The sequence below is a fragment of the Gephyromycinifex aptenodytis genome, assembly GCF_012277275.1.
In the GTDB taxonomy this organism is placed as follows: domain Bacteria; phylum Actinomycetota; class Actinomycetes; order Actinomycetales; family Dermatophilaceae; genus Gephyromycinifex; species Gephyromycinifex aptenodytis.
Window position 1 is genome coordinate 441,133 of sequence record NZ_CP051155.1, and the last position, 22,499, is coordinate 463,631.

Genomic DNA, 22,499 nt, shown 5'->3' on the forward strand with positions numbered 1-22,499 from the left:
GCTACCTGATGACTGACCGGATCACAGGACGAATCTCGGCACCTGTTGCCGCCCTTGTGGACGCTTTGGGTGTGCTGGTTTTCGCAGCGATCGGGCGTCGGTCGCACGCCGAATCGGGTGGCCTGGTCGGTGTGCTCACAACGGCCTGGCCCTTTCTCGCCGGCGCCGGGCTCGGCTGGGTGATCGTGTGGCTGTGGCGACGCCACGCCCCCACGGATCTGGCCGGCGGGGTGGTGGTGTGGCTCGCCACGGTCGCGGGCGGGATGTTGTTGCGGGCGCTGAGCGGGGCCGGCACCGCCGTGTCCTTCATCCTGGTCACCACAGCGGTCACAGCGCTCATCCTGCTCGGCTGGCGCGCGGTGGCCAGGGCGATCCTGGCCCGGCGCAGCGCGGCGCCGCACGCCTGAGACCGGCGATCAATCAGCGCCGAGAGGCGCTCGATCACCCGGCAACCTCAAGTCAACGCAGCGGGGCCGCCGACCCGAGTGGGTCGGCGGCCCCTGCTGTGCGCGTGCGGTTCTCAGACGCGGGTGAACAGGGCGGCAAGGGCTTGGCCGCCCCCGATGCACATCGTCACGATGCCGGTCTCCAGGTCGCGGCGCACCAGGTGCTTGGCAACGCGCAGGGTTAGGATTGCGCCGGTGGCCCCGACCGGGTGGCCCAGCGCGATGGCCCCTCCGTACGGGTTTGTCTTCTCCTCATCCAGCCCCGCGTCGCGGATGACCGCTACCGCCTGGGAGGCGAAGGCCTCGTTGAGTTCCACCACGTCGACGCTGCTCGGGCTGGTTCCGGTCATGGCGAACAGCTTCTTCAGCGCAGGCGTGGGTGCGTACCCCATGTATTCAGGCTCCATCGCGGCCGTGGCGACGGCGGTGAGTTCCACCATCGGGGTCAGGCCCCGCTCACGGGCAGCCTGCTCGCGGGCAAGCACCACGGCTGCGCCCCCGTCGTTGATGCCGGAGGAGTTCCCGGCGGTGACGGTGCCGTCCTTGGCGAAGGCGGGGCGTAACCCCGCCAGGACTTCCCTCGTGGTGTCGGGCTTGGGGTGTTCGTCCTGCGACACGGTCACCGGCTTACGCCCACCGGTCTGCACCGCCACGATCTCTTCAGCGAACGCCGCTTGGGCCGCCGCGCTGGCGCAGCGCTGCTGGGAACGAAGCGCGAACTCGTCCTGCTGTTCCCGGGAGACCCCGTACCGCGTGGCGACGTTCTCGGCCGTGACGCCCATCCCGATGCCGTGGAAGGGGTCGGTCAGCATCAGCATGGTGCCATCGACCAGTGCCCGATCCCCCAACCGGTAGCCGTTGCGGGCTCCGAAGTCGTAGAACGGCATCCGGGTCATGCTCTCGTCACCACCGGCCAGGGTGAAGTCCAGGCCGTTCCAGCGCATCTCCTGGGCCGCTGACCAGACCGCCTGCAAGCCGCTGCCACAGAGCCGGTTGACGGTGAACGCCGGCACGCTCTCGGGCAGTCCGGCTTCGATACCGACCCGGCGCGCGTTGTACGCATCCGGCCCGACCTGGCCGATACACCCCATGACGACCTCGGCGATGTCCTGTCCGGGGACACCGCTGCGGCGGAGGGCTTCGCGGGCGGCGTGCGCGCCCAACACGTGCGCCGGCACATCTTTGAAGACCCCACCGAAACTACCGATCGGGGTCCGTGCTCCATCGAGCACGACGATCCTGTCCGCCTGCATGATCGAACCTTCCTGTCCACGAAGTTACCTTCCGGTCAGGCTAGGCCGTATCGCCGTGCTGATCGAGCCCCACGTCGCGCTGCACCGACGTGCTTTCGCGCACGTTGCCGGCGATGTCGAGCTACAGGTATTGCCCTGGGGTCTTAACGCCTTCAACAGCTCGGACTGGTTCGGGCTCTGCCTGAACGGGTTGGGCGGCCAGGCGCCGCATCTCGATGACGCGTTCACCCTTGCGTCCCGAAACCCGTGCCCAGTCGTCAGGGTTGCTGGTGTTGGGCAGGTCTTCGTTCTCGGTGAACTCATCCAAGCAGGCCTGCACCAGATGAGCCGTGGTCAGGCCTCGACCGCCGCCGCTCAGCAGGTCCTTGATGGCGCTGCGTTTGGCGCGGTCGACGACGTTCTGGATCATCGCCCCGGAGGTGAAGTCGGCGAAGTACAGCACCTCGCTGTGCCCATTGGCGTACACCAACTCCAGGTAGCGGTTGCGCGTTGTGCGGGCATACATCTGCTGGACCACAGCGTCGATCATCGCCGCGATCGTGGCTTGGGCGTCGCCACCGTGTGCAGCCAGTTCCTCATCGTGCAGCGGCAGGTCAGCGGTGAGGTACTTGCCGAAGATGTCGCGCGCGGATTCCTCGTCGGGGCGGTCGATGCGGATCTTGGCGTCAAGGCGCCCCGGGCGCAGAATGGCCGGGTCGATCATGTCCTCGCGGTTGCTGGCGCCGATGATGATGACATTGTCCAGGCGTTCCACGCCGTCGATCTCGGCCAACAGCTGCGGCACGATCGTGGTCTCCACATCGGAGGACAAACCCGAACCGCGGGTGCGGAACAGCGAGTCCATCTCGTCGAAGAACACGACCACCGGCGCTCCCCCGCTGGCGTGCTCACGGGCGCGTTGGAAGATCAACCGGATCTGGCGCTCGGTCTCGCCGACGTACTTGTTCAACAGCTCTGGGCCCTTGACGTTCAGGAAGTAGCTCTTAGTGCCGGCCTCCCCCTTCAGCTGGGAGCTCTGGCGGGCCAACGAAGCCGCGACCGCCTTGGCGATGAGTGTCTTCCCGCAGCCGGGAGGGCCGTACAGCAGCAGACCCTTGGGCGGGCGCAAGTGGTGCTCCCGGAAGAGCTCGGGGTGCAGATACGGCAGCTCGATGGCGTCCCGGATCGCTTCGATCTGCCCGGAGAGCCCGCCGATGTCGGAATAGGAGATGTCGGGGACCTCCTCCAGTACGAGATCTTCGACCTCGGCTTTGGGGACGACCTCGTAGACGAAGTTGCTGCGGGTATCGAGCAGAACCAGGTCCCCACCACGCAGCGGCGTCTGTGCCATCGGCGCAGCCCGGCGGGCAATGCGTTGGTCCTCACCGTGGATGACCACGACCACCCGGTCGTCGTCGAGGGTCTCATGCACGGTGACAACCTGCCCGAGGTCCTCGAACTGTCCGACGTCCACCACGGCCAGGGTGTCGTTGAGGCGCACCTCACGGCCCAGGACGAGGCTGCCCTGATCCACATCGGGTGAGATCTGGACCCGCATCCTGCGCCCGCCGGTCAACACATCGACCGTGTCCTGGGCGGGTGGGGCGAGCACCTGGCCGTAGGTGGAGGGCGGGCCCCCCAGGGCCGCGACCTGCGCCTTGAGCCCCGACAGTTGATCGCGGGCGTAGGACAGCGTCCGGGTGAGTTCCTCGTTGCGGCGCCGAAGGGTGCTCAGGCCGGCTTCCAAACGAGCGATCTGCACCTGCGGGTCAGTAGCCTCGGAGCTCATGTCACCTCACCTTGCTCAACGATCTCATCGGCGCTGCAGACGGGCCTGCCCTCAGCGGTGTCGGTAACGTCGACGGCCTCGGCAGCCTGCTCGGCGCGGTTCTCTCGTTCCTGCGTGCTGCCGGCCTCAGCTGCCGCGTCAGCCGCTCGGCGCAGTCTGCGGACCTTCTTGTCCGAGATCTGCCGCTCGCCGATCGCTTCGGTGCTCCAGTCGTTCTCGCGGGAGGGCATGTCGGCTGCGTCTTCGCCGTAGGCACCCTTCGCCGGGCGCCGTTTACGCAGCGGGGGCGTCACCCCGGGGGCCAACCGCCGGGTGGTGATGAGGAAACCGGTGTGACCGTGCATCCGATGCTCCGGCCGGACTGCCAGGCCCTCCAGGTGCCACCCGCGCACCAGGGACTCCCACGCCGAGGGTTCGGTGAACCCGCCGTGTTCGCGGATGTCCTCTGCGACCCGAGACAACTGGGTCGCGGTGGCGACATAACAGATGAGGACACCGCCGGGAGTCAGCGCGTCCCCCACCACGTCCAGGCACTCCCAGGGGGCCAGCATGTCCAGGACGACCCGGTCTACGCTGCCCGGCTCCACGGCTGCCGGCAAGGACTCCACCAGGTCCCCGACCGTCACCTGCCAGGCGGGATGCGGTGCGCCGAAGAAGGCGGCAACGTTGGATTTGGCGATCTCGGCGAAGTCTTCGCGGCGCTCGAAGGAATGCAGGGATCCGGCATCCCCGACGGCCCGCAGCAGTGACATCGACAATGCACCCGAACCCACCCCCGCTTCCACGACGCGGGCTCCGGGGAAGATGTCAGCCATGGCCACGATCTGACCGGCGTCCTTGGGGTACACCACGGCTGCGCCGCGCGGCATGGACATGACGTAGTCCGACAGCAGGGGCCGCAGCGCAAGGTACTCAACACCCGAGGTGTTCGTCGTGGTCGAGCCGTCGGGGGCGCCGATGATGTCGTCGTGGGCCAGGCTGCCGCGGTGGGTGAAGAACTGTCCGCCGGCCTGCAGAGTGATGGTGTGTAGGCGACCCTTGGGGTCGGTGAGTTGGACCCTGTCTCCAACCTGGAAGGGGCCGCGACGCAAGGTGACGCCGGTGGGTTCGGGGAGGGAGGAGTCCATGGGCGCCAAGTCTAGGGCGCTGCACGCTGCCAGCTACCCCCGCCTCGCCCGAGTCGTCTGCACCCCGCTCTGCTCCAGGTCGTGAGCCTGCTGCAGGTCGCTGGCCAGCACCACCGAATCTCCGTGTTCGCCGCGCAGCAGAACCATGGGCGTCTGGGCGCTGCGCATCGCTTCGAGGATCCTGGCCGGGCCCCAGGCACGCTCCCCCGCCTCCAGCACCCAGCCTGGCGGCTGGCGCAGGCAGAAGGCGGATACGGGTGCGCTGAGCAGATCGTGGCGGCCCTCCGCCGGCAATTCGTCCAGCTCGAGCGGGGCGAGCACACCCTGCGGGCTGCCGTTCGTGGACAAGACGACCACGGTGCGCGCGCCAGTTTCGGCGTGCGCCAGCGCCTCGGCTAGCGGCATCCGGCCCGGAACGCAGATCGCGGGGTGTAGCAGCGGCTCCAGCAGCACTCGCTCCAGCGCTTGCACAGTGCGCGCCCTGTCGATTGCCGAGGAAGCCCCGGACCACAACACAGCCCCGATCAGACCAGCCCAGGCGATGACGAAAAACGACGGCGTACGCCCACTGCTCAAGGGCAACACGATTGCCCACACCAGCAGCAGGGCCACCAGCACTCGCCCGGCCCAGCCCGCGAATCGAAGCCCCAAGTGACGCTTACCGGTGAGTTTCCAGATGAGCGCGTCCAGGACGAAGCCGCCGTCCAACGGCAACCCCGGCAGCAGATTGAACGCGCCGATCAGCGCGTTGGTGGCCACCGCAGCAGCAAGCAGCCACCACGAAACCTGCCCGTGAGCCAGGTTGAGCAACCCGAAGCTGACGGCAGCGAGCGCGCCATTGGCCAACGGGCCCACCGCGGAGACGATTGCCAGCCGTCCCGGGGAGACATCGCAGGTCTTGTATGCGGTGTGGCCCCCGAAGAGGTTCACCACGATTCGTTCCACCGGATAGCCGAAGGCGCTGGCCGCCAAGGCATGCGCGGCCTCGTGGACCAGCACCGACAGCAGCAGCAGCACCGCATAGGCGAACGCGACGAGGTAGGCCTGCGGCCCCGGCAGGGACAGCCTCAGTTGCGGGCCGAAGTACATGACGATGAGTACAGCCAAGACCAGCCAGCTGGGTGTGATGATGACCGGAACCCCGCCGGGCCCCGTGATCCGCCAGCCGGTCACGGTGCGCTCCGGGAAGGTGGGGTTCATGCAGTCGAGGGTACGGGGCCGCCGGCGGCGGCGCCGGTGGGCGCGAGCGCCATCCTCAACCCCGAGCGGTTCCGTTCACCGCGCTAGGCAGCGGTAGTGCACCTGGTGATGGAGCGTGAAGCCCGCAGCCGCGCCGAGTCCAAGCGCCGCCGAATCGGTTTCCGGCACCTGTACGACGGCGAACCGTGCCCCCAGCGAAGCGGCCTGGGCGAGCATCTGGGCGCTGGCCTGCCGCCCGAGTCCGCGACGACGCAATCGCGGGGTCACGCTTATCTGGGACAACCCAGCCCAACCGCGTGAGAGGGCCAGCCTCCCGATCGCGACCGGGGCGGCCGCTTGCCGCAGCGTCAGATAGTAGGCCGGCCCCGTGCGGATCTCCTCGCGGGCCGCCGCGGGGGCTCGGCCCGCGAGCCAGAGTGAGTACCAGTCGGCATCCGGCTCGCGGGCCCACCCGATCACCGTCTCTGCAGACGCGGTGGCCTCCGAGCGCGGCTCGCCGCCGCTGCGGCTCGCGCGCAGGTCGGCCACCAACACGTTCGTGCTCGCCAAGCTCGTCCAACCGAGTTCGTCCAGCAGCGGTACCAGCGCCGAGGCATCGCCGTCCGGCCGGGCGCGGTGACTGTCGGCGCTCGCCGCTCGCAGCGGCACCTGAACCCGGGGCGTCAACCCGCGGCGACGGTAGAAGTCCTCGACCGAGGCCAGCGCGATACGTGGGTCCGTTCCGGGGTCACCCACTACCAGCGCCGCGTTGGCCTCCCAGGACCAGCCATGGGCCGCCTGCAGCAACCATCCTCCCAGCCGCATCCGTTCCGGTGCGGGCAGATGTCCCGCCATCACTCGGTGCAGGTCGGCCGGGGATGAGCTGGGGCGCACCGCGCGAGGCGGTGCCACCCGCGAGGCGGTGATATGCGCGCGGGGGATGCGCACCGGGCCGCCTGCCTCCGGGAGCAAGGTCAGCGCTTCTTCGTCCTGGCTGAGTACCACGCCGACGACATCACGTAGACCGTCGGGGACGGCCCGACGCACACTCAGCCGGTCCGCCTCCGGATCAGGCGCCGGGATCATGCCGTGGTCAGGGCCAGTAGGTCACCGGGTTGCACCCGCTCCAGCGAGTCCACCCGGAACAGGCCTGCCAGCTCGGGCAACTCGACCATGTGGGGAATGCCCAGGGTGCGCGCGCCAGAGGCCAGCGCCGAACGCACCCCCGAAGGTGAATCCTCGATGGCCACACAGTCACCGATAGCCACCCCCAGCTGGGCCGCGCCGGTGAGGTAGGCCTCCGGGTCCGGTTTACCTACCGTGACCTCATCACCGGTGACAACCGCGCCGAAGGTGTCGCGCGGCAACGCAGCCAGCAGCACCTGCGCCATCGGCCGCCACGACATGGTCACCAGCGCACACGGAACATCCGCCTCCCGCAGCGCCAGCAGCAGTTCGCGCGCGCCGGGGCGCCAGGGCATCTCCTTTCGCATGGCTTCGATCACCCCCGACTGGAGTTCCTCCACGATCGCCCGGATCGGCAGATCCACCGGGGTGCGTTCGCGCAGGATCTGCGCCGAAACATCCAAGGGGTTGCCGACCATGGCCAGGCCGTCCTGGTGGGACCACGTCCCGCCGAAGCGTTCGACCAGCTCAGTTTCGGCGGCCATCCAGTACGGCTCGGTGTCGATGAGGGTGCCGTCCATGTCCCATAGGACCGCCGCGGGAAGCTGCATGTTCATGCTCAGACCTTGAAGTAGGAGGCGTCGGGGTGGTGCACGACGAGTGCGTCGGTGGACTGCTCAGGGTGCAACTGCAGTTCCTCGGACAATTCGACGCCGATCCGTTCAGGTTCCAACAGCTTCACCAAGGTGACCCGGTCTTCCATCTGCGGGCAGGCCGGGTAGCCGAAGGAATACCGGCAACCGCGGAACTTCACGTCCAGGATGTCCGAGAGCGGTAGTGCCTCGTCGATCCCCAGCTCCTCGCGCACCCGGGCGTGCCACAGTTCGGCCAACGCCTCGGTGAGCTGCACCGAGAGCCCGTGCAGCTCCAGGTAATCGCGGTACTTGTTCTCGGCGTAGATCTGCGCCGTCACATCGCTGACGTGAGCGCCCATCGTCACCAACTGGAAGGGGATGACATCGGGGCGCCCATCGGCCTCGTAGGCCTGCTTGGTGCGGAAGAAGTCGGCCAGGCACTGCCGCCGGTCGCGACGCTGCCGCGGGAAGGTGAATCGCGCCCGAACGTCGCCGGTGGTGTGCGAGCCGTCCTCGTCCTGACCGTCTTCGTGCCACAGCACGACCAGGTCGTTGCCTTCGGAGTAGCACGGGAAGTAGCCGTAGACGACGGCCGGGTTCATGATCTCCTCGGTGGCGATCCGGTCCAGCCACATCCGCAGCCGGGGGCGCCCTTCGGTCTCGACCAGGTCTTCATAGCTGGGGCCGTCCTGCCCGCGGGTCGGACGCAGACCCCATTGGCCCAGGAACGTCGCACGTTCATCGAGGTAGGCCGCGTACTCGGCCAGCGCGATGCCCTTGACCACGCGCGTCCCCCAGAACGGCGGGGTCGGGATGCTGTGGTCGCGGCTGATGTCCGCAGGCGTCGTGTCATTGACATCGGGCAGGTCGTCCTTGGCGGCGGCGTTGGGCCGGACTCGACGCTTGCGCAGCTCCGGCAAGACTTCTGCGAGATCCACCGAGGGGTCGTCCTTGGCCTTGGCGACAGCGTCCATCAGGCGCAGGCCCTCGAACGCGTCCCGGGCGTAACGCACATGGCCCTGGTACACCTCGGCGAGATCCTGCTCCACGTAGGCGCGGGTCAGCGCGGCGCCGCCGAGCATCACCGGGAAACGTTGAGCGAGGTCCCGGGTGTTGAGCTCCTCGAGGTTCTCCTTCATCACCACCGTGGACTTCACGAGCAGTCCGCTCATGCCGATGGCGTCGACGCCGTGGGTGGTCGCGGCCTCGATGATTTCGTTGGCAGTCTTCTTGATGCCGAGGTTGACGACCTCATAACCGTTGTTCGACAGGATGATGTCGACCAGGTTCTTGCCGATGTCGTGAACGTCGCCTTTGACCGTGGCCAACAGCACCTTCGCCTTGGCCTGGCGGGTGCCGCCACCGGCCGCGACCTGCTCTTCGATGATGGGTTCCAGGTAGGCCACCGCGGCCTTCATCGTCTCGGCGCTCTGCAACACGAACGGGAGCTGCATCGTGCCCGCGCCGAACCGCTCACCGACGATCTTCATACCTTCGAGCAGGTGGTCGTTGATGATTGCCAGGGCGGGCTTGCCGGAGTCGACGGCTTCCTGCAGGTCCGGCTCCAGCCCTTGGCGTTCCCCGTCGATGATGCGCTGGGCGAGGCGCTCATCCAGCGGCATCGCCGCGAGCTCCTCTGCCCGGGAGGCTTTCAGTGATGCTGAGTCGACGCCCTCGAACAGTTCCAGCATCAACGACAGCGGGTCGTAGGTGCACTCGCTGGTACCCGGCTCCCCCGCCCACTCCCGGCGGTCGTGCACCAGGTCGAAGGCGACCTTGTACTGGTCTTCGGGGATGCGCGCGATCGGCAGGATCTTCGCCGAGTTGACGATGGCGCTGCTCAGACCGGCCTTGACACACTCATCCAGGAAAACCGAGTTCAGGACCACTCGCGCAGCCGGTTTCAATCCGAAGCTGACATTGGAGACACCCAACGTGGTCTGCACACCGGGGTAGCGCCGAGTGATCTCCCGGATCGCCTCGATGGTTTCGATGCCGTCGCGGCGGGTCTCCTCCTGCCCGGTGGCGATCGGGAAGGTCAGGGTGTCGACGATGATGTCCTCGACGCGCATCCCCCACTGCCCAGTGAGCGCCTCGATCAGGCGGGTGGCCACGGCGACCTTGTGTTCGCGGGTGCGTGCCTGACCCTGCTCGTCGATCGTGAGTGCCACCACGGCGGCACCGTGCTCGGAGACCATCCGCATGACCCGCTCAAAACGTGAACCGGGCCCCTCGCCGTCTTCGTAGTTCACCGAGTTGATGACGGCCCGACCACCGACGCGTTCCAGACCGGCCTGGACCACATCGGGTTCGGTGGAGTCCAGAACAAGCGGCAGCGTGCTGGAGGTGTTGAAGCGCGAGACGATCTCGGCCATGTCGCCGGCGCCGTTGCGGCCCACATAGTCCGCGCACACGTCTAGCAGGTGCGCCCCGTCGCGGGTTTGATTCTTGGCGATCTCGACGCAGTCGTCCCACTTCTCGGCAAGCATCGCCTCACGGAAGGCCTTGGAACCGTTGGCGTTGGTCCGCTCCCCGATGGACAGGAAGCTGGCGTCCTGCCGGAAGGGCACGGCGGTGTACAACGAGGCGACCCCGGGTTCCGGATTGGGCTCGCGGGCCGGGATGGGCATCCCCCCGACGGCTTGCACAACCGCGGCCAGGTGCTCGGGGGTGGTGCCGCAGCAGCCGCCGACGAGGCTGACGCCGTACTCGCGAACGAAGCCGGCATGCGCCTGGGCGAGTTCCTGCGGGGACAACGGGTAGACCGCGCCGTGCTTGCCCAGCTGCGGCAGCCCCGCGTTGGGCATGACCGAGATGGCCACGCGCGCGTTCTTGGACAGGTGGCGCAGGTGTTCGCTCATCTCGGCCGGGCCGGTGGCGCAGTTCAGACCGATCACATCGATGCCCAGCGGCTCCAGCGTCGTCAACGCCGCACCGATCTCGCTACCCATGAGCATCGTGCCTGTGGTCTCCACGGTGACCTGGGCGATGATCGGTACGTTCTCCTCCAGCTCGCCCATCGCCCGCTTGCAGCCGATGATCGCCGCCTTGGCCTGCAACAGGTCCTGGCTGGTTTCGATGAGCAGAGCGTCCGCGCCGCCGCGGATCAGACCCCGCGCGCACTGCTGGTAGGCATCCCGCAAGGTCGCGAACGGTGCGTGCAGCAACGAGGGCAATTTGGTGCCCGGCCCCATCGAACCCAGCACGAAGCGCGGCTTGTCATCGCTGGACCAGGCATCCGCCGCCTCGCGGGCCACGGCGGCTCCGGCGTGGGCCAGCTCTTCCACGCGTTCGGGAATGTCGTACTCGGCCAGGTTGGCGAAGTTCGCACCGAAAGTGTTGGTCTCGATCGCATCGACCCCGACCTGCAGATAGGCCTCGTGGACGCTGCGCACGATGTCGGGGCGCGTCACGTTGAGAATCTCGTTGCAGCCCTCGAGCTGATCGAAGTCCTCCATCGAGGGGTTCGCGTCCTGCAGCATCGTGCCCATCGCGCCGTCGGCGATGATCACACGTTCGGACAGCAGGGCGCGGAAACGATCGGAGCGGCTGCTCACAGAATTAACCTCATTACTGGCAGAGAACTTTTCGTATTCATCTTAGAGCTGCCCGCTGACGGCCTTTGTTGGCGTCCGCGGATGCCCCGAGCCGCCACCTACCAGCCCCGATTTGTCGGCAAGGGCTGCCTGAGCAGCCAATGCCTCCCCCCGGGTACGTAGGCTGGGGGGATGAGTGAGTTCCGTGTGCGCCCCAGTGGGATGGCCCCTACCAGCGCGAAGGTCACTTCATGATCGAGGCCGAGGAACTACCCGAACTGAACCGGCCGATCGTCATCGCCGCGTTCGAGGGCTGGAACGACGCCGGGGAAGCTGCCACGACCGTCATCTCGCACCTGGCGCAGGTTTGGGGCGCTGAGCCGGTCGCTGCGATCGACCCCGATGACTACTACGACTTCCAGGTGAACCGGCCACGGATCTCTACCGTCGAGGGCGAGCGTCGAGTCACCTGGCCCACCACCCGGATTCTGTTGGCGCGCCAGACCGGTCTGGGCCACGACGTGCTGCTCATCCAGGGCATCGAACCCTCGATGCGTTGGCGCTCCTTCGTCATTGAACTGCTCGGCCTCGCCCATGAGGTCGACGCCGAGATCCTCGTCCTGCTCGGAGCGCTGCTGGCGGACGTCCCGCACACCCGCCCCTGCCCGGTGATGGTCACCTCTGAGGACCGCCGTCTGGCGCACCGCTACGACCTCGAACCGAGCACCTACGACGGGCACGTGGGCATCGTCGGCGTGGTGGCCGACGCGGCGCATCAGTCCGACCTGCCGACCCTTTCGTGTTGGGTTTCGGTGCCGCACTATGCCGGTGGCCACACCTCCCCCAAGGCGGCCCTGGCCCTGCTCAGCCGCGTCGAGGAATTGCTCGATCTGGCTCTGCCGCACGGTGAACTGGAGGAGTTGGCCAGAGCGTGGGAACGCGGAGTGGACGAACTCTCCGGTTCTGACGAAGAGATCGCCGAGTATGTCCAGGCGTTGGAAGAGGCTCAGGACACCGCTGAGCACCCGCAGGCCAGCGGCGATGCCATTGCCAAGGAGTTCGAGCGTTACCTGCGCCGACGCGAAGACGACAACCGCTAGGCGCGCAGTTACCTAAAGCTGCACCCCGAGGAGCGCGTCCAGGACTGCCGCGACCGGCATCTCGTTGCTCGGTTGCGCTGCTGCGGTCTCGGCAGCACCGACAGCGGCTGCCCAATCGTCGAGAACAGCGAGCGCGCCGGGGGTGTCCAGGTCATCAGCCAACCTGTTGCGCACCGCGTCCACCAGGCGCTGGTCGGCACGCGGGCAATTGGCTGCGGCCGCCCGCCAGGTCTGCAAGCGGTGCCGTGCTTGGTCCAGAACCTCATCGGTCCAGTCCCACGGGGTTCGGTAGTGGTGAGCCAGCAGCCCCAACCGGATGGCCATCGGGTCGACGCCCGCACGCCGCAGCACCGAGACCAGCACCAGGTTGCCCTTGGACTTGCTCATCTTCTCGCCGTCCAAACCGACCATGGCTTGATGCAGGTACACCGAGGCGAAAGCGTCGGGGCCGTGCGCGGCCTTGGCCTGGACGGCGCTCATCTCGTGGTGCGGGAAGACCAGGTCGCTGCCGCCGCCTTGAACATCGAAGCTCGTGCCCAGCGCTCGGGTGGCGATACTCGTACATTCGATGTGCCAACCGGGTCGGCCCGGAACCAGCCCGGCCACCTGCCAAGACGGCTCCCCCGCTCGCGCAGCTCGCCACAACAACGGGTCGAAGACGCCACGTTTGCCGGCGCGTTCCGGGTCGCCGCCGCGATCAGCGAAGACGGCGAGCATTTCGTCCTCGCTCCAGCCGCTGACCTTCCCGAACTGCGGCTGCTTGGCAAGATCAAGGTAGATGTCCTCGACGCCCTCACCGCCCGCCTCGGGTTGTCCGATGCGGTAAGCGGCTCCGCTGGCCAGCAGCTCCAGCACAGAGCGGCCGATCTCCGCAACGCTCTCCACGACGCCGACGTAGTGCTGGGGAGGGATGACGGCCAATGCGCTCATGTCGTCGCGGAAGAGCTGGATCTCCCGGGTTGCCAGGTCACGCCAGTCCATCCCGTCGCGCTTGGCGCGTTCCAGGAGCGGGTCGTCGACGTCGGTGACGTTCTGGGCGTACAACACCTGATGACCCGCGTCGCGAAGCACCCGATTGAGCACGTCGAAAGTCACGTAGGTCGCCGCGTGGCCCAGGTGCGTGGCGTCGTAGGGGGTGATGCCGCAGACATAGACGGTGGCCACCGGGCCGGGCTGCAGTAGCACCTTCTCCCCGCGAGCGTCGTCGTGGACGCAGGGCAGCGGCCCCCGACCGTAGGAGGCGAGTTCGGGAACATGCGGGCTGGGCCAGGCAATCACGGCGTGATCTTAGACGCGTTCACCGGCAACCCTTGAGTCGGTTCCGCTGACGGCCGTGTTTGGGTCACAGCGGCGGCCAGGGCAGCGCCGGCCACCCGGGTGCAGGCAGGGGGTGGCGTCGGGTGCGACGAAGGTGCGCGACCCGCCCTCGCAGCGCGGTGATCTCTTCGGCGGTGAGTAACTGCGCGAGTCGGTGCGGCAGTTCACCGCCCGTCAGCGCTGCGGCCAGCTGCTCCAAACGATGCAGGTCCTGCTCGGGCAGGGGCTCCCCGGCCCACCCCCACAAGACGGTGCGCAGCTTGGCTTGGGAGTGCAGGGTCACCCCGTGGTCGATCCCCCACAACTGGGCGTCGCTGCCCCGCAGCACATGCGAAGCCTTGCGGTCGCTGTTGTTCACGACCGCATCCAGCACCGCCAGGGAACGCAACCTGGGGTTGTCTGCGTGGGCGACGAGGACCTGCCCGCCGTTGGGGAGTTCTCCGGTGAACACCGGAAGCCAGCCGGGCAGGTCGGTGCCCGGCTGCAGGAGGCGCACGATGTCGGCCTCAGCTCCGGCCTCTTGCCCACCGGCCTCGAGGTCTGCGGTGTCGATGCCGGTGGGCCTGACCGCCCCAGCCTCAGGCTCGCGGGCTGCCGAGGTGGGATCACCGGCCTGTTCCAGCACGCGCTTTGCGTCGGTGACCCAGCGCTGCAGTGATCCCGGTCCCAGCGGCCCGGTGATGAGCGCGGTGGGGGGCACCAACCCCCAACCGCCGGCCTCGTCGATGAGGAAGCAAGCCACCTCTCGATGCGCCAGATGGCCGGTCGGGAAGTCCCACAGTGGTTCTTCGCCACGGATGGGCTTGTAGACCCCGTACAGCTCAGGGCCGGGCGCGCTGGCGGGATCGGCCTCGGCTCGTGGGAGCACTTCGACCAGGAATGCCGCGTTGGAGGCGTCGAGCAGCTGGGCACGCACCCGCAGTGAGCCGTTCTCGAGCACATCGATGATGTCCTGAGACTTCACCCGCGACTCCCGCAGACGGCTCGCGTGCAGATGAACAGCCTCACCGTTTGTAGCCGTTGGCCCGGGGACAGACATGTCCGGCAGGGTCCAGCGGAGCGGCGCAGAACGGGCACGGCGGACGCCCGGCGGCCACGACCTTGACGCTGCGGCGAGCGAAGGCCCGGGCGCCGGCCGGTGACATGGCCACTCGAAGCACGATTTGGCTGGGGTCCAGCGCCGGGTCGGCCAGGGTCTCGGCGAGGGCTTCGTCTGCCTCGTCGAAGGCGTCGCCGGCGGCGTGACATTCCACGATCAGACGCCGTGAGGCTGGTTCCCAGTCCAGGCGCATCGTCCCTACCCGGAACTCCTCCTCGATGGGGGTGTCCAGGGGTGCGTTGTCCAGCAACGCCTCGGCTGCCTGTTCGCTGGCCTCACCGGCGGCGAACTCGTCCAACATGTCGTTGATCCGGTCCGCTAGCGCGTTCACCTGCAGCTTCTCCAGCGACACAGTAGTGGTGCGACCGCCGCCGGTGGCTTGCAGGAAGAATTGGCGCTGCCCCGCCGGGCCGACGGTGCCCGCGACAAAGCGCTCGGGCGGGTCGTATTCGAAGAGGGCCATGCTTCCGACGATAACCGGCCGGTGCCTGCTTAGCGCACCCGGATGAGTGTCCCGTCTGCGCGGTGTCCAACGATGGCGGTGTTACCGCCGACGCGGATGGTCCAGGTCGTGGTGCCACCGGCTGAGACCGTGGTGCGCACCCGCACCGCGTCCTTAGCCCCGGCCGGCACCACGAGCGCACCGACGCGCACCGAGCGGGCCTTGATCTGCCCGCTGACCGTCGGGGCAGGCTTCTTCTCGAAAATGGTGTGCCAGTGCCAGCCCTGGATGGGGTTGGTCGATCCGGTGACGGTGCGCAGCCGAGGGATATCGCCCTTAGCCCCCACCACCAGCGGGATGACCATGGTCTTCTCGGTGCGTTTGGAACCCACCAACGCGGTTGCGGCGTTGCGAGCGATTCGCACGGAGGCGTCGGTGGGCAGATGCCAGTGTTGGGAGAAGGTGGTCACCTTCGGTGCGGTTGCGGCGTCCACGACCAGGAGTGCCTCCGGGCCGCGCAGGAACATTGCGGTGCGGGATCGCTGGAATCCCTTTCCGGGGGTGTCTGTGACCACGAAAGTGTCGGCCTTGGGGCTGAGTGAACTGGAGGTCAGCGCGGCGGGTGCCCGCGACATCCCGGGGGCGACGAGAGCGTTGTGGGCGGCGAAGCCGGTCTGATATTCACGCCAGGCGTCGCGGTTCAATTCGCCGAGACCGGGGTCGATGAGCACGTCTCGGCGCCGCGCCTGGTAGGTGATCGAGGTTTTGTCATCGTGACCGTGGGCCCGCTTGGCGCGTCCGAAACGCAGCGAATACGAGGACTCGTCGATGAGCGGGGTGCTTGCGGTCCCCCACCCGGAACGACCGAAGACGTATCCAGCTCGATAGATCGCCACCCGGTTCGACAACGGTTTACCCGAGCGGCCGCCGGTGGCGATGTATTCGTGCGGCGTCCCGACCAGGGGGCGCAGCCGGCGACGCTCACTGTCACCGATCTGATGGTGATAGCCCAGGGAGTTGGTGGCGTGGGCGAAGAAGGTGGCCAGGCGCGCCAGCGAGACGTCGATCTGTCGCTGCAGGTCTGCGGCGACCTGCGCCTCACGCAAGGTGTCCCGGGCGCGCATCCACAGGTCGTAGTTGAGCAGGACATACCCGGTGGACTGTTCGTCGGTGGCGCCTTGGGCGTCGATCGTCAGCGGCAGCGCTTCTCGCAGGCGACGAACACCCAGATCAGTGAACTCGCGCCGGTGCAGTGTCACTCCGACGCCGACCAGGGTGATCGATTCGTTGGTTCCGTGGTTGCCGACACCCGAGTAGTGCGCGGTGAGCCACTTACCGTGCCGCTCGATGGCGGCATCTATCCAGGCCAGGTCCGGGCTGAGTTTGCCGTTGGGGGAAGCCACGGCTTGGCGCAGGCACAGCAGCATGTTGGTGCGGTGCATGGCACCCTCGGTGACGGTGTCGTCGCCGGTCCAATCCTTCTGGTGATCGTTCATCCAGTCACGGGTGATGGCCAGGGCGTGTGCCCGGGCTTGGGCGTTGCCCTTGCCCGCCGCGTCCACGGCTTTGCCCAGCCAGCGCAGTGCGTTCAACCACATGCGCCAGCTCACCTGTTTGTGCGGATCGAGGTTCCAGTCGATGTCTCCGCGACCGTTGCCGACCTTGTCGGCGTAGATTCCCCAGCGGTACACGTCCTTGAGCACGTCCTCGGTCGGGTTTCCGAATTCGAGGTTGCTACACAGATAGCGGGGCTGTTTACGTGCCGCGTCCGAGGTTATCGGCCGTGCGGTCGCAACCGAACCGGCGCCAGCCATGGTCGCGACCAGCGCGCCGACCGTGATGGTACGTAAAGCTGCGCAATGCATGGAAAACCCCTCACGTCCCCGAAAGTGTCTTGCTCAGTTGGTCCCCGGTGGTAAGCATTGCCCGCCGGGACCTGGGCCAGGCGCGACGGCGCGCAAGAGGGACTGGCTGTTGGGGAAGTCAGAAGCAGTTCTTTGCCGGCGCTTGACTGCGATCTCGATGATGAGTGAGATCGCAGGCTGGGGCAGGCGCCAGCAGAGTGGGCGGTGGTATCGCTTTTGTGCGGCTACTGCTCGCCTGATCGCGCCAGACGCAGGGTGCTCAGGACGGACTTCAGGGCAGGAATGCGCGGGCGCCGAGATCCTCGATCCAGGCGCTGGTTGGAACCCGCTCAGGCGCCTCCCCCGACGGCGGCGTCCGCGTTAGCGGCCGTTTCCGCAGGCGGCATGAGTGCAGATAGATCCGCCCCGGTGTCTCCCAGCCGAAGCAGGAACGGGCGGCGTTGGGTGTAACGCACGACCTGTAGCGAGGCGGGTGCGACCATGAAACGCTGGAATTGGTCGAGGTGAGATCCGGCGGCATCGGCGAGGATCGCTTTGATGACGTCGCCGTGCGAGACCGCCAGCCACAGCGCGTTCGGGCCGTGCTCGGCCTCGACCTCGGCGTCGATGGCCCGGACCCCAGCAACAGCCCGGGCCGACATCTCAGCGATCGACTCGCCACGGTGCTTCGGGTCCTCGGGGAAGCGAGCCGCGCTGGGGTGGTCTTGCACGGTGCGCCAGAGGGGTTCCTGGGCGAGTTCGCTCAAGGCGCGACCGGTCCATGCCCCGTACCAACACTCCCCCAACGCGTCCAGCTCCTGGACCTGGATCTGTGGAAAGGCCTGCGAACGCAAGATGTCGGCGGTCTGCAGGCAGCGGGTGAGGGGGCTGCTGACGATGCGGGCGATCGGCAGCCCCGACAAGCGACGACTCAGATCGCCGACGGCGGCGCGTCCGGTTTCGTCGAGCTCGACACCTGGGGTCCAGCCGGCGAGGACGCCGGAGCTGTTGGCAGTTGTTCGTCCGTGGCGGACGAGGAGACAGGTCGACACCCGGCCCACTGTAGGCGCCCGGTGGGCAGCTTCGCGGGGGACTCCGTGGTTCCCGCGAAGCGGATGCACACTATGGACCGTGATTGTTGACAAGGCTGTGTACCGCGACGGGGTACGTCAGGACTGTGGGGATCCCTCCAGCGAACTCGAACGGTGCCGTACCGAGGGCACGGGATTCTTGTGGATCGGTCTGAAAGACCCTGAGCCGGAGGAGTTCGCTGCGATCAATGCCGAGCTGGCGCTGCACCCGCTGGCGGTGGAGGACGCGGTCACCGGTAACCAACGCGCAAAGATCGAGGTCTACGAAAACCTCGTGTTCATCGTGGTGAAGACCCTCCGCTATGTGGATGCGACGTCCGACGTGGAGACCGGCGAAGTGATGCTGTTCGCCGGCGATCGGTTCGTGCTCACGGTGCGTGGCGGCGAAGCCAATCCGTTGGCCGGGGTCCGACGGCAACTGGAGACGAAGCCGGCGCATCTGCGACGAGGCCCGGTTGCTGTGGTGCACGCAGTACTCGACCTCGTCGTCGACACCTACAGCAGCATCGACGTGGAGATCGCCTCAGACCTGTCCGAGATCGAAGATCTGGTTTTTCGAGACGACCGGTCCGTACAAGGCACCGACATCTACCGGCTCAAGCGGGAGGTGCTGGAGTTCAAACGGGCGGCGGTACCCATGGTGGCGCCGCTGCGGCGACTCATCCAGGGGGAAGCAGCCTTCGTGGATAAGAAGATGCGGCCCTTCTTCCGGGACGTGCTCGACCACCTGTTGCAGGTCACCGACCATCTGGAGTCCTATGACCGGCTGCTGTCCGACATCCTCAACGCTCACCTGTCCCAGGTGTCGCTGCGGCAGAATGACGACATGCGCCGAATCTCCGCCTGGGTCGCTATTGCTGCCGTGCCGACGATGATCGCCGGCGTGTACGGCATGAACTTCGACAACATGCCCGAGCTGCACTGGGAATACAGCTACTTCGTCGTTCTGGCGCTGATGGTTGCGGTCTGTCTCGCCATGTATGCCGCGTTCCGCAGGAGTGGCTGGTTGTAGAACTCAGACGTGGGTCATCAGGCCTGCGGAGAGCAGACCCATGAGCAGCACTCCGAGGGCGACGCGGTAGTACACGAAAGCACGCAGGGAGTTGGACGCCACGAACTTCAGCAACCAGGCAATGGAGGCGTAGGCGACGACGAACGAGACGAGCACTCCTACGATCATCGGCCCGATGGGCAGGATCGCGGTGTCCACGTCCTTGAGGCCGAACAACCCAGCCGCGGTCAATGCCGGAATCGCCATGAAGAACGAGAGCCGAGTTGCGACCACTCGGTTGATGCCCGAGATGAGACCGGCCGAGATGGTCGCTCCAGAGCGGGAGACGCCGGGGATGAGAGAGAAGCACTGAACCAGACCCAGGACCAGCCCATCCTTGATCGTCACATCGGTTTCACTTCGCTGCGTGCCGGCTTTTACCGAACTGGCGAACTTGGCCTCGGCGAACCACATGACCGCACTCCACAGGATCAGCGCGGCGGCGACCACCCAGAGGCTGCGCAACGGGCCGGTGATGATGTGGCGTCCGAAGAACCCGACGAAACCCACCGGGAGCGAACCGACGATGACGGCCCACGCCAGGGTGTAGTCGTGGTCGCGGGCCGCTGAATCGCGAAGCCCCCGCACCCAGGCCAGGAACAGCCGCGTGATGTCTTTCCAGAAGTAGACCAGCGTCGCCGCAATGGCACCGATCTGGATTGTCGCCGTGTAGCCGGTGACCGCGGGGTTGTCGATGGGCAGCCCGAGCAACTGTTCGGTGATGGTCAGGTGCCCCGTGGAGGACACCGGCAGATACTCGGTCACCCCCTCGACGATTCCGAGGATGAGGGCATGCAGATAGGTGAGCTCCACGCGAGGCCTTTCAGAGTGAACAAGCGACAGTGCAGAGCGCCCAGGGGGTGCCCCACGCTCTCAGCGTAGGACGTGAGCGATCCCCGCCCGGCACGCCTGGGCGACAGTCCGCAGAATCGGCGGGAATCCGCAGCCGCTTCTCGGCGTGTGCGCTGGTTCTCGGTCAGGCCGCGACTGCCCGGGAACGGCGATGAGGCCCCGCACGCTGTCTGCGTGTGGGGCCCCATCGGGCTCACTCATGGCTGAGTGAGCTGGCGGGCGGTGAGTTCTGCTGGGGCGGCGCGAACGGAAGCCGCTACCGTGACTCAGTCGTCGGAGTCGTCATCCGAGTCATCGTCATCGTCGTCATCCGATTCGTCATCCGAGTCATCGTCATCGTCGTCATCCGAGTCATCGTCGTCGGAGTCGTCGTCATCGTCGAAGCCGTCGATGTCGTCATCGAAGTCGTCGTCGCTGAAGATCTCCAGCGGGGTGACCTCCTCGAAGGCGTCCATGAGCGCATCTTCGTAGCGATCGAAGGCCTCAGCGACGTCCTGATAGGCCGCCACGACGGCGGGATCGTTCTCCCCGTGCCGGGAGGATGCGGCTTCCAAGTGCCGTTCCAGGGCGGTAACGAAGGTGGCCAGGGCGGCCCGTGGGTCTGCGCTCATGCCATGACGCTACCGCGTCCAGCCCCCACCTGACACCTAGAGACATTTTCCGGTTGCGCGCCGCCTCAGTTCGGGTTGTCGGCCAACACAAAGACGCCGTGCACAATGGGTATCGATGGTCGAATACGAGTACCGCGAGCTGACGATCCCCCCATGGATGGGGACCAACGAGACCCGTCGGATGTTGACCGACGAGGCCGAGTACGGACAGTGGGAACTGGCCCGCGTCCGGTACTCCTTCAACGGGCGGCGGCGGGTCTGGCTCCGGCGCAAAATCATCCGGGTTCCACGCCGATCTGCCGCCTCGTCTGGATGCTGAGTCACGGTTTCGCGCAGGCCAACGCGCCGTGCTAATGTTCCGTGTCGTTGCGGTCGCGATGCGTCGGCGGCGAAACACCTGTCCGGGTGGCGGAATGGCAGACGCGCTAGCTTGAGGTGCTAGTGCCCTTTATCGGGCGTGGGGGTTCAAGTCCCCCTCCGGACACCACACACGAACGAACCGAAGCTGACCGGGCCTGTCGAAGGCCTGGTCATCTTTTTTCACCGTCCTGACTTTCCGGCGGAAACGCGCAAGCACCACCCTGCCGGGGGCGGCTGCCGCGGCTTGCCGACCCAGGATGCGGCGCCCACCGGCCCGGCAGGGCAATCCGCAGGGCCTCAGCAGCGTTGGCTACCGCCACGTCGTTGGTCGCGCGTGGCCCGAAGCTGGGCGACGGTGTGCGGATCGTGAGCGAAGGCGGCCGGGTCGTCGATCAGTCCGTTGACCACCAAGGCGTACCCGCGTGCGTCCAGGCCGAGCTCGCGGTCGGCGTCGATCAGCTTCTGCTCCAGCGCCGTAGGTGCAGTCCCCCAGGTCCGTTCGATTGCCAGGACGCCCAGATCTCGTCTGCTCAACGCGGAACTTCGTGGCGGCCGACGCATGCGAACCTCCTGGCTGGGTGGCACTGACGGATGCTCATCGGCTGGTCATGACCAGGGTTGAGGTCCGCTGCCACCGGGTGTGCAGCTGAGGCCTAGAGTTACGTCGGGGAGTCCCGACATACGGGGCACACACACGTTGGGGAGGTCAGCTATGAAGCTCGTTGTCACCGGCGGCGCCGGCTATATCGGATCGGTCGTCACCTCGCAGTTGCTCGATGCCGGTCATGAGGTGACCGTGGTTGATGATCTGTCGACAGGGCACGCAGACGCGGTGCCGCAGGCTGCAAACCTCATCGAGTGCAGGGTGCACGACATCGCCCCCGTCCTGAAGGGCGGCGGATTCGACGGGGTGTTGCACTTCGCCGCCAAATCCCTTGTCGGGGAGTCCGTAGAGAAGCCGCAGCTGTACTGGGAAAACAATGTCGTCGGCTCCTACCGCCTCTTCGAGGCGGTACGGGACGCGCAGATCCCGCGGGTGGTCTTTTCCTCGACCGCGGCCACCTACGGAGAGCCTGACGTCTCCCCCATCACCGAGGACGTACCGCCTCGCCCCATCAACCCCTACGGGCACTCCAAGCTGGCGATCGACATGCTGCTGAGTGACTACGCAAAGGCCTACGGCTTCGGCGCCACCTCGCTGCGCTACTTCAACGTGGGTGGAGCCCGAGACCACTTCGGCGAGCGGCACGCGGTCGAGACGCACCTCATCCCAAACGTGCTCGCGGTTCCAGCCGGTACCCGGGAGAAGATCTTCGTCTTCGGCGACGACTACGACACCCCGGACGGCACTTGCATCCGCGATTACCTGCACGTGCTGGATCTGGGGGAAGCGCACCTGCTCGCTCTGGACTCATCCGAGCCCGGTCAGCACCGCATCTTCAACTTGGGCAGCGGACAGGGATATTCGGTGATGGAGGTGCTGGACAGCGCGCGCGCCGTCACCGGCCACCCCATCCCGGCTCAGGTGAAGCCTCGCCGGGCAGGTGACCCGACGACCCTGGTCGCTTCGTCGGAGAAGGCGAAGTCGCAGCTGGGTTGGGCGCCACAGCGCAAACTGAACGACATCGTCGCCGATGCCTGGGCCTTCATGAACCTCTGATCA

The 22,499-nt window shown here is 66.9% G+C and carries 20 protein-coding genes and 1 tRNA gene; 6 read left to right on the plus strand and 15 right to left on the minus strand.

What is annotated here, in order from left to right; translation table 11 throughout:
• Positions 1-8 precede the first annotated feature (8 nt).
• Positions 9-407 (plus strand): DUF3054 domain-containing protein, encoded by a 399-nt coding sequence (locus G9V96_RS01875; protein WP_168581515.1) that lies wholly within the window; start codon positions 9-11, stop codon positions 405-407.
• 113 nt (positions 408-520) lie between these two features.
• Here the strand turns inward: G9V96_RS01875 and G9V96_RS01880 are convergent, their stop codons facing one another.
• The 7 genes from G9V96_RS01880 to metH form a co-directional block, all read right to left on the minus strand.
• Entirely contained in the window at positions 521-1,699 is a 1,179-nt protein-coding gene (locus tag G9V96_RS01880) for a thiolase family protein (protein WP_210424440.1), read from the minus strand.
• A 121-nt stretch (positions 1,700-1,820) separates the two neighbouring features.
• Positions 1,821-3,467 (minus strand): proteasome ATPase, encoded by a 1,647-nt coding sequence (gene arc / locus G9V96_RS01885; protein WP_168581516.1) that lies wholly within the window; start codon positions 3,465-3,467, stop codon positions 1,821-1,823.
• The gene (locus G9V96_RS01890) at positions 3,464-4,594 is read right to left on the minus strand and encodes a tRNA (adenine-N1)-methyltransferase (protein ID WP_168581517.1); all 1,131 of its coding nucleotides are present in this window, start codon (positions 4,592-4,594) and stop codon (positions 3,464-3,466) included. Before G9V96_RS01890 ends, arc begins: the two co-directional genes overlap by 4 nt.
• 33 nt (positions 4,595-4,627) lie before the next feature.
• Positions 4,628-5,794 carry a site-2 protease family protein gene (locus tag G9V96_RS01895; protein ID WP_168581518.1) on the minus strand — a complete coding sequence of 389 codons (1,167 nt, stop codon included), beginning with the start codon at positions 5,792-5,794 and terminating at the stop codon, positions 4,628-4,630.
• 75 nt (positions 5,795-5,869) lie between these two features.
• Entirely contained in the window at positions 5,870-6,859 is a 990-nt protein-coding gene (locus tag G9V96_RS01900) for a GNAT family N-acetyltransferase (protein ID WP_168581519.1), read from the minus strand.
• The gene (locus G9V96_RS01905; protein WP_168581520.1) at positions 6,856-7,515 is read right to left on the minus strand and encodes an HAD family hydrolase; all 660 of its coding nucleotides are present in this window, start codon (positions 7,513-7,515) and stop codon (positions 6,856-6,858) included. The genes G9V96_RS01900 and G9V96_RS01905 overlap by 4 nt, the downstream gene beginning before the upstream one ends.
• Before the next feature lie 2 nt (positions 7,516-7,517).
• A complete protein-coding gene (gene metH / locus G9V96_RS01910) occupies positions 7,518-11,090 on the minus strand; it encodes a methionine synthase (protein WP_168581521.1) in 3,573 nt (1,190 codons plus the stop codon).
• Positions 11,091-11,320: 230 nt separating this feature from the next.
• On the opposite strand from metH, the gene G9V96_RS01915 reads away from it, so the two are divergent.
• Positions 11,321-12,169, plus strand: a complete 849-nt coding sequence (locus G9V96_RS01915; protein ID WP_168581522.1) for a PAC2 family protein — start codon at positions 11,321-11,323, stop codon at positions 12,167-12,169.
• A gap of 12 nt (positions 12,170-12,181) precedes the next feature.
• On the opposite strand, the gene mshC is transcribed toward G9V96_RS01915, so the two are convergent.
• The 5 genes from mshC to G9V96_RS01940 form a co-directional block, all read right to left on the minus strand.
• Positions 12,182-13,447 carry a cysteine--1-D-myo-inosityl 2-amino-2-deoxy-alpha-D-glucopyranoside ligase gene (gene mshC / locus G9V96_RS01920; protein ID WP_168581523.1) on the minus strand — a complete coding sequence of 422 codons (1,266 nt, stop codon included), beginning with the start codon at positions 13,445-13,447 and terminating at the stop codon, positions 12,182-12,184.
• Positions 13,448-13,511: 64 nt separating this feature from the next.
• Complete coding sequence (locus G9V96_RS01925) at positions 13,512-14,450, minus strand: SCO1664 family protein (protein ID WP_210424441.1); 939 nt, start codon at positions 14,448-14,450, stop codon at positions 13,512-13,514.
• Positions 14,451-14,490: 40 nt separating this feature from the next.
• Positions 14,491-15,048 carry a DUF3090 family protein gene (locus G9V96_RS01930; RefSeq protein ID WP_168581525.1) on the minus strand — a complete coding sequence of 186 codons (558 nt, stop codon included), beginning with the start codon at positions 15,046-15,048 and terminating at the stop codon, positions 14,491-14,493.
• A gap of 29 nt (positions 15,049-15,077) precedes the next feature.
• Complete coding sequence (locus tag G9V96_RS01935; RefSeq protein WP_168581526.1) at positions 15,078-16,892, minus strand: heparinase II/III domain-containing protein; 1,815 nt, start codon at positions 16,890-16,892, stop codon at positions 15,078-15,080.
• 329 nt (positions 16,893-17,221) lie between these two features.
• Positions 17,222-17,923 (minus strand): MSMEG_4193 family putative phosphomutase, encoded by a 702-nt coding sequence (locus G9V96_RS01940; protein WP_168581527.1) that lies wholly within the window; start codon positions 17,921-17,923, stop codon positions 17,222-17,224.
• A 79-nt stretch (positions 17,924-18,002) separates the two neighbouring features.
• Here G9V96_RS01940 and corA point away from each other — a divergent pair, with 79 nt between their 5' ends.
• Positions 18,003-18,974, plus strand: a complete 972-nt coding sequence (gene corA / locus G9V96_RS01945) for a magnesium/cobalt transporter CorA (protein ID WP_168581528.1) — start codon at positions 18,003-18,005, stop codon at positions 18,972-18,974.
• 3 nt (positions 18,975-18,977) lie between these two features.
• On the opposite strand, the gene G9V96_RS01950 is transcribed toward corA, so the two are convergent.
• Together G9V96_RS01950 and G9V96_RS01955 are read right to left on the minus strand one after the other, a co-directional pair.
• Positions 18,978-19,826, minus strand: coding sequence for an undecaprenyl-diphosphate phosphatase (locus G9V96_RS01950; protein ID WP_168581529.1), 849 nt, complete (start codon positions 19,824-19,826; stop codon positions 18,978-18,980).
• A 305-nt stretch (positions 19,827-20,131) separates the two neighbouring features.
• Entirely contained in the window at positions 20,132-20,476 is a 345-nt protein-coding gene (locus G9V96_RS01955; RefSeq protein WP_168581530.1) for a primosomal protein, read from the minus strand.
• Between the two features lie 115 nt (positions 20,477-20,591).
• On the opposite strand from G9V96_RS01955, the gene G9V96_RS01960 reads away from it, so the two are divergent.
• Positions 20,592-20,795, plus strand: coding sequence for a DUF5703 family protein (locus tag G9V96_RS01960; RefSeq protein ID WP_168581531.1), 204 nt, complete (start codon positions 20,592-20,594; stop codon positions 20,793-20,795).
• An 80-nt stretch (positions 20,796-20,875) separates the two neighbouring features.
• A tRNA-Leu gene (locus tag G9V96_RS01965) sits at positions 20,876-20,963 on the plus strand.
• Positions 20,964-21,133: 170 nt separating this feature from the next.
• Here the strand turns inward: G9V96_RS01965 and G9V96_RS01970 are convergent.
• Entirely contained in the window at positions 21,134-21,370 is a 237-nt protein-coding gene (locus G9V96_RS01970; RefSeq protein ID WP_226913382.1) for a DUF3263 domain-containing protein, read from the minus strand.
• 178 nt (positions 21,371-21,548) lie between these two features.
• Here G9V96_RS01970 and galE point away from each other — a divergent pair, with 178 nt between their 5' ends.
• Positions 21,549-22,496 (plus strand): UDP-glucose 4-epimerase GalE, encoded by a 948-nt coding sequence (gene galE, locus G9V96_RS01975; protein WP_168581533.1) that lies wholly within the window; start codon positions 21,549-21,551, stop codon positions 22,494-22,496.
• Positions 22,497-22,499 lie beyond the last annotated feature (3 nt).

Bases quoted from the DNA above. Each gene is read 5' to 3' on its own strand.
- G9V96_RS01875 (WP_168581515.1), top strand. From the start codon at position 9: ATGACTGACCGGATCACAGGACGAATCTCGGCACCTGTTGCCGCCCTT.
- G9V96_RS01880 (WP_210424440.1), bottom strand. From the start codon at position 1,699: ATGCAGGCGGACAGGATCGTCGTGCTCGATGGAGCACGGACCCCGATC.
- arc (WP_168581516.1), bottom strand. From the start codon at position 3,467: ATGAGCTCCGAGGCTACTGACCCGCAGGTGCAGATCGCTCGTTTGGAA.
- G9V96_RS01890 (WP_168581517.1), bottom strand. From the start codon at position 4,594: ATGGACTCCTCCCTCCCCGAACCCACCGGCGTCACCTTGCGTCGCGGC.
- G9V96_RS01895 (WP_168581518.1), bottom strand. From the start codon at position 5,794: ATGAACCCCACCTTCCCGGAGCGCACCGTGACCGGCTGGCGGATCACG.
- G9V96_RS01900 (WP_168581519.1), bottom strand. From the start codon at position 6,859: ATGATCCCGGCGCCTGATCCGGAGGCGGACCGGCTGAGTGTGCGTCGG.
- G9V96_RS01905 (WP_168581520.1), bottom strand. From the start codon at position 7,515: ATGAACATGCAGCTTCCCGCGGCGGTCCTATGGGACATGGACGGCACC.
- G9V96_RS01915 (WP_168581522.1), top strand. From the start codon at position 11,321: ATGATCGAGGCCGAGGAACTACCCGAACTGAACCGGCCGATCGTCATC.
- G9V96_RS01930 (WP_168581525.1), bottom strand. From the start codon at position 15,048: ATGGCCCTCTTCGAATACGACCCGCCCGAGCGCTTTGTCGCGGGCACC.
- G9V96_RS01935 (WP_168581526.1), bottom strand. From the start codon at position 16,892: ATGCATTGCGCAGCTTTACGTACCATCACGGTCGGCGCGCTGGTCGCG.
- G9V96_RS01955 (WP_168581530.1), bottom strand. From the start codon at position 20,476: ATGAGCGCAGACCCACGGGCCGCCCTGGCCACCTTCGTTACCGCCCTG.
- G9V96_RS01960 (WP_168581531.1), top strand. From the start codon at position 20,592: ATGGTCGAATACGAGTACCGCGAGCTGACGATCCCCCCATGGATGGGG.
- galE (WP_168581533.1), top strand. From the start codon at position 21,549: ATGAAGCTCGTTGTCACCGGCGGCGCCGGCTATATCGGATCGGTCGTC.